This window comes from Streptomyces spiralis, assembly GCF_014654675.1.
In the GTDB taxonomy this organism is placed as follows: Bacteria; Actinomycetota; Actinomycetes; order Streptomycetales; family Streptomycetaceae; genus Streptomyces; species Streptomyces spiralis.
Genome location: NZ_BNBC01000027.1, coordinates 115,340 through 121,163, shown reverse-complemented (window position 1 = coordinate 121,163; position 5,824 = coordinate 115,340). Strand labels below are relative to the sequence as shown.

Annotated in this window: 5 protein-coding genes; 3 read left to right on the top strand and 2 right to left on the bottom strand. The window is 73.2% G+C overall.

Going from position 1 to position 5,824, the window contains the following annotated elements; all coding sequences use genetic code 11:
• Positions 1-89: 89 nt before the first annotated feature.
• Positions 90-1,139, bottom strand: a complete 1,050-nt coding sequence (locus IE318_RS26095; RefSeq protein WP_189904175.1) for a LacI family DNA-binding transcriptional regulator — start codon at positions 1,137-1,139, stop codon at positions 90-92.
• 116 nt (positions 1,140-1,255) lie between these two features.
• Here IE318_RS26095 and IE318_RS26090 point away from each other — a divergent pair, with 116 nt between their 5' ends.
• From IE318_RS26090 to IE318_RS26080, 3 genes are read left to right on the top strand one after another with little or no spacing between them, the layout of a single operon-like run.
• Positions 1,256-2,434 (top strand): phytanoyl-CoA dioxygenase family protein, encoded by a 1,179-nt coding sequence (locus IE318_RS26090; RefSeq protein WP_189904173.1) that lies wholly within the window; start codon positions 1,256-1,258, stop codon positions 2,432-2,434.
• A gap of 9 nt (positions 2,435-2,443) precedes the next feature.
• Positions 2,444-3,229, top strand: a complete 786-nt coding sequence (locus tag IE318_RS26085; RefSeq protein WP_189904171.1) for an SDR family oxidoreductase — start codon at positions 2,444-2,446, stop codon at positions 3,227-3,229.
• A gap of 56 nt (positions 3,230-3,285) precedes the next feature.
• On the top strand, positions 3,286-4,290 hold the full coding sequence (locus IE318_RS26080) for a Gfo/Idh/MocA family protein (protein WP_189904169.1): 1,005 nt from the start codon (positions 3,286-3,288) through the stop codon (positions 4,288-4,290).
• Between the two features lie 6 nt (positions 4,291-4,296).
• Here IE318_RS26080 and IE318_RS26075 read toward each other — a convergent pair whose 3' ends face one another.
• A complete protein-coding gene (locus tag IE318_RS26075; RefSeq protein ID WP_189904167.1) occupies positions 4,297-5,589 on the bottom strand; it encodes a serine hydrolase domain-containing protein in 1,293 nt (430 codons plus the stop codon).
• Positions 5,590-5,824: the final 235 nt, after the last annotated feature.

Sequence of the window (5,824 nt, the reverse complement as noted above, 5' to 3'; positions counted from 1 at the left end):
GCGTCATGGCGGAGCCATGGCAACCGACGACAACGCGGCGAGGCGCGGTGCCAGACCCCGCGAGCCCGGCGTGATCCAAACGAGAGGCCCTATGCCCCGTGGCCGCCGTCCGGGCCGGCCTGCGGCGGCATGTTGTACGGGGTCACCACCTGGATCGCGGACGGCAGGGCCGGCCCGGCGGGCGGCAGGGCGCCGTGGGCGCGCATCACCAGCCGGCAGGCCTCCCGCATGTCCTGGCGCAGATCGTGGTGGAGCACGGCGGACAGACGGTGCTCGCGCAGCAGACGGGTGTTGTCCTGGTCGAGGTCGTGGGCGATGAACACCGCGCACTCGCGGCCCAGGTCCTGGAACGCCCGCAGGGTGGCGATGTTCCCGCCGCCGATCGAGTAGACCGCGCGGATCTCCGGGTCGCGCTCCAGGGCGGCCCGGACGAGGTCGTACTGCGTGGCGTCCAGGCCCTGGCCCTCGGCGATCTCCACCAGGGTGCGGCGCGGCCGCGCGGCCCTCATGGCGCTGCGGAAGCCCATCTCGCGCTCCTCCTCGTTGCGGAAGAAGCCGCTGCTGAGCGAGGTGAGCACATTGCCGGGCCGGTCGCCGAGCCACTGGGCCATCAGGTACGCGGCGGTGGCGCCCGCCGCCCGGTTGTCGCTGCCGACGTAGGCGAGCCGGGCGGTGGCGGGCAGGTCGGTGACCAGCGTGACGACCGGGATCCCGGCCGCCGTCAGCCGGCCGGCGGCCGCGCCGACCTCGGGGACGTCCGGGGCCTTGAGGATCACGCCCTGCGAGCCGCGCCGCGCGATCCGGTCCAGCGTGGCGACCAGTTCGCGGGCCGGGCCGGTCTCACGGAAGTGGAAGCGGGAGCGGACCACGGCCGGGTGCAGGGACGGCAGTTCGGCCTCCAGGGCGGCCCGTACGGCGGTGGTGAACCGCTCGGGCGCCTGCATCACGATGTCCACCATGAACGTACGGCCGACCAGCCGCACCTGGGTGCGCTGCCGGTCCAGGTCGGCGATCGCCCGCCGCACCTCGCGCGCGGTGCTCTCGCGCACCCCTCCCCGGCCGTTGAGCACGCGGTCGACGGTGGCCTCGCTGAGCCCGGCCTGACGTGCGATCTCGCGGATCGGGAAGGGATGGCCCACAGGGCGGCTCCTCGCGCGGTCTGAGGGGTTTTTGATGGCTCGCTGATGGTTGTTCGAGGGGTTTGTACTGACAAGAATGACAGGGCCGCGTCGCCCCCGTCACCGAAAGGACGACGATGTCCTCTCCCTCGCCGCACGGCTCCCCGCACCGCCGCACCTGGCTCACCGAGCGGGACTGCGACCTCGACGCCTTCCGGGCGCTCGTCGAGCGCACCACCGACCTCGCCGGCCATCCGCACGCCTCGGCCGTCGAGCAGGGCGTCCTCGTCTACGACCGTGAGCGGCTCGTCGCGGCCGGGGACCGGGCCGCCGTGCAGGCCGAACTGGTCCACGCCCTCGACGAGGGGCCCGGCGTCGTGGTCGTCCGGGGCGCCTTCCCCGACCCGGCGGTGGTGGACCGGACCACGGCGGTCTTCGACGCGCTGATCGCCGGGCAGCGCGCCGCGGGCAACACCGCCGGGGACCACTTCGCCAGGCCGGGCTCCAACGACCGGGTGTGGAACGCCCTGGAGAAGGCGGCCCGGTACGACCCGGAGAGCTTCGCCGACTACTACGCCAACGACGTCCTGGCCCTGGTCTCGCGGGCCTGGCTCGGCCCCGGCTACCAGGTCACCTCGCAGGTCAACGTGGTCAATCCGGGCGGTGCGGCCCAGACCGTGCACCGCGACTACCATCTCGGCTTCCTCACCGGCGAGGCCGCCGCCGCCTATCCCGCGCACGTCCACCGCCTGTCCCCCGTGCTGACGCTGCAGGGCGCGGTCGCGCACTGCGACATGCCGGTCGAGTCCGGTCCGACGTTGTTCCTGCCGCACTCGCAGCGGTACGAGCCCGGCTACCTGGCCTGGCGGCTGCCCGCGTTCCAGGCGTACTTCGCGGAGCACCACGTGCAGCTGCCGCTGGCCAAGGGCGACGCCGTCTTCTTCAACCCGGCGCTCTTCCACGCCGCGGGCGCGAACCGGTCCTCGGACATCCGGCGCATGGCCAACCTGCTCCAGGTCTCCTCCGCCTTCGGCCGCGCGATGGAGACGGTGAACCGGGAGGCGGTGGTGAACGCGGTCTTCCCGGTGCTGCTCAAGCGCAAGGCGGAGGGCGTGGGCGAGGACTGGCTGGAACGCGTGGTCGCCGCGAGCGCCGAGGGTTACCCGTTCCCCACCGACTTGGACAGCGACCCGCCGGTCGAGGGTCTGGCCCCGCCCTCGCAGGCGGACCTCGTCCGGCGGGCGGTGCGGGAGGAGTGGACCCCCGGCGCCCTGCGGGACGAGCTCAGGACCGCCGCCGAGCGCCGCAGCAGCTGAGGAGGGCTCATGGAACGCACGGGACTTCTCGACGGCAAGGTCGTCCTGGTCAACGGCGGCACGCAGGGCGTGGGCGCCGCGATCGCGCGGGCCGCCGTCCGCGAGGGCGCCGTGGTGGCCGTGACGGGGCGGCGCACGGAGCCGGGTGAGGCACTGGTGGCGGAGCTGACGGCCGCCGGCGGCCGGGCGATGTTCATCCAGGCCGATCTCGCGGACGCGGAGCAGGCCAAGGGCTCCGTGGCCGAGGTGGTCGACGACTACGGCCGGATCGACTGCCTGGTGAACTCCGCCGGGCTGACCTCTCGCGGCACGCTGCTGGACACCACCCCCGAACTGTTCGACGCGCACATCGCGGTCAATCTGAAGGGGCCGTTCTTCGCGATGCAGGCGGCGGTGGCCGACATGGTGGCGCGCAAGGCCCCCGGCACCATCGTCAACATCATCACGTCCTCGGCGCACGGCGGTCAGCCCTTCCTCGCCCCGTACGTGGCCGCCAAGGCCGGGCTGGTCGGACTGACCCGCAACGCCGCCCACGCGCACCGTTTCGACCGGGTCCGGATCAACGGCCTGAACATCGGCTGGACCGCCACCGAGGGCGAGGACGCCACCCAGCGCGCCTTCCACGGCGCCGGCGACGACTGGCGGGAGGAGGCCGCGGCGGGGCTGCCGATGGGCAGGCTCGGCCAACCCGACGAGATCGCCGACTTCGTCGTCTTCCTGCTGTCCCACCGGTCCGGAGTGGTCACCGGATCGGTGATCGACTGGGACCAGAACGTCCTCGGCGGCCTCGGCTAGCCGTCTCTTCCGGCACCACCGCACCGCACCACCGCACCCTAGGAGCCGCACCCGTCATGCGCATCGGAATCCTCGGCCTCGGCCGTATCGGCGCCTTCCACGCCGAGACCCTGTCCGGACTCGACGCCGTCGGGTCTCTCGTCGTCGCCGACCCGGTCGCGGAGGCCGCCCGGGCCGCCGCGGAACGGTTCGGGGCCGAGGTCGCGGCCTCGCCCGAGGCGGTCCTGGCCGCCGGGGTGGACGGCGTGGTGGTGGCCGCCGCGACCGACGCGCACCCGGCACTGATCCGCGCCGCGGTCGAGGCCGGCGTCCCGGTCTTCTGCGAGAAGCCCGTGGCGCGCACCATGACGGAGGGCGTCGAGGTGCTCAAGGCCGTCGAGGCCGGCGACGTGCCCGTGCAGATCGGCTTCAACCGCCGCTTCGACGCCGGCTTCACGGCCGCCCGCGCGGCCGTGCGCCGCGGTGAGCTGGGCAAGCTGCACACCGTACGGTCCACCACGCTGGACCCGGCGCCGCCGCCCGCCGCGTACGTCGCCGCCTCCGGGGGCATCTTCCGTGACTGCTCGGTGCACGACTTCGACATCATCCGCTGGGTGACCGGCCGGGAGGTGACCGAGGTGTACGCCGTCGGCGGCAACCGGGGCGCGGAGTACATCAAGGAGGCGGGCGACGCGGACACCACCGGGGCGGTCCTCACCCTGGACGACGGCACGATCGCGGTGGTCTCCAACAGCCGTCACAACGCCCGCGGTCACGACGTGCGCATGGAGCTGCACGGCTTCACCGATTCCGTCGCGGTGGGCCTGGACGACAAGCTGCCGCTGCGGTCCCTCGAACCGGGGGTGGCCTTCCCGGCCGGCACCCCGCACGACTTCTTCATGGACCGCTTCGCCGCCGCCTACCGGGCCGAACTCGCCGCGTTCACCGAGGTCGTGGCCGGGCGGCTGCCGTCGCCGTGCACGGTCGCGGACGCGCTGGAGGCCGGGTGGATCGCGGAGGCGTGCACCCTGTCGCTGCACGAGCACCGTCCGGTACGGATCGAGGAGGTCCGCACCGTCTGACGCGCTTCACCGGGCGGCGGGCTGTGCCGGCAGGTCGAAGACGTGCCCCGGCGTGACGATCTTCGTGATCGCCTCGCCGAGGAGCGTGCTGGGCTCGCTGCCCTTGTGGTCGATGTCGGTGTTGAGCAGGACCACGAGGGTGGTCCGGGCGGAGGGCAGGTAGACGGTGAGGGACTCGTAGCCGGGCAGGGAGCCGTTGTGGCCGAGCCAGCCGTGGACGTCGAAGATGCCCAGGCCGTAGCCGGCACCGGGGATCGCGGACGGCGGTGTGGTGAGCCGCTGCTTCTGGGTGGCGGGGCTGATCAGGATGCGGCCGTCGGGCAGCATGCCGGTGGCCACGGTACGGGCCCAGACGCGCAGGTCGTCGAGGTCGGAGATCATCGCTCCGGCCGCCCAGCCCCAGGACGGGTTCCAGTCGGCCGCGTCCTGCACCTGCCCGGTCGCGGTCTGGATGGTATAGCCCCGCGCGTGCGGCCGCGGGAACTCGGCGCCGCTCGGGAAGAAGGTGTGGTCGAGGCCGGCCGGTTCCAGGACGGCGGTGCGGATGTAGTCGGCGAGCGGCCGGCCGCTGACCTTCTCTATCACCAGGCCGAGCAGGATCAGGTTGGTGTTGGAGTAGTCGAACTTCTGGCCCGGCGGGAAGAGCGCGGGGTGTCCGAAGGCGTACGCCAGCAGCTGCCGTGGGGTGAAGGAGCGCCGCGGGTCGGAGGTGAGCGCTTTGAAGAAGCCCTCGTCGTCCGAGTAGTTGAACAGCCCGCTGCGCATGCCGGCCAGCTCGCGCAGGGTGATCTTGTCGCCGCCCGGCACGCCGTCGACGTACTTCCCGACGGGGTCGTCCAGGCTCACCTCGTGCCGGTCGACGAGGCGCAGCAGGGCGGTCACGGTGAACGTCTTGGTCTCGCTGCCGATGCGCATGTACAGGTCGGCGGACATCCTGCGGCCGGTGCTCTTGTCGGCGACGCCGAAGGACTTCACGTACCGGCCCTGGTCGGGCGTCCACAGCCCCACGATCACACCGGGCACGTCGGCCTGGTGCATGACGCGGCGGACGGCCTGGTCGACCTGCCGGACCACGTCGGGGGTCAGGGGGCGCACGTCGGAGGAGGCCGACGGGGAGGGCGGGGACGGATCCGCCGGCGAGGCGGCGGTGGCCGTGCCCGGCACGCCGGAGGCGGCGGAGGCGGCGGAGGCAACGGCCGTGGTTCCCGCGGCGGGGCCGGCGAGCGGGGCGGCGAGCATCCCCACGGCGGTCGCGGTGACGGCACTGCGGCGCAGTCCTCGGGTGCACGCGAGTGTCATGGGCCGACTCCGAGCGCGTGAGACGTCACCCGCGTCGTCGGGGACGGGCGCGGGGCTGCGGAGGGCGTCCTTCCGCGGCGGACGCCGACGGGAGGGGCCATGACGCGGGTGGAGCATCCGCTCTCGCACGGACCTCATGTCCCGATGTCCTCGGCACCAGACCCGACGTCCTCAGCATAGGAGCGGCCCTGTCCCGCCGCCTGTCGGGCCCTAGGGGGTGTCTCGTCGGTCAGGC

Coding starts and splice junctions, on each gene's coding strand:
- IE318_RS26090 (WP_189904173.1), top strand. CDS start 1,256: ATGTCCTCTCCCTCGCCGCACGGCTCCCCGCACCGCCGCACCTGGCTC.
- IE318_RS26085 (WP_189904171.1), top strand. CDS start 2,444: ATGGAACGCACGGGACTTCTCGACGGCAAGGTCGTCCTGGTCAACGGC.
- IE318_RS26080 (WP_189904169.1), top strand. CDS start 3,286: ATGCGCATCGGAATCCTCGGCCTCGGCCGTATCGGCGCCTTCCACGCC.
- IE318_RS26075 (WP_189904167.1), bottom strand. CDS start 5,589: ATGACACTCGCGTGCACCCGAGGACTGCGCCGCAGTGCCGTCACCGCG.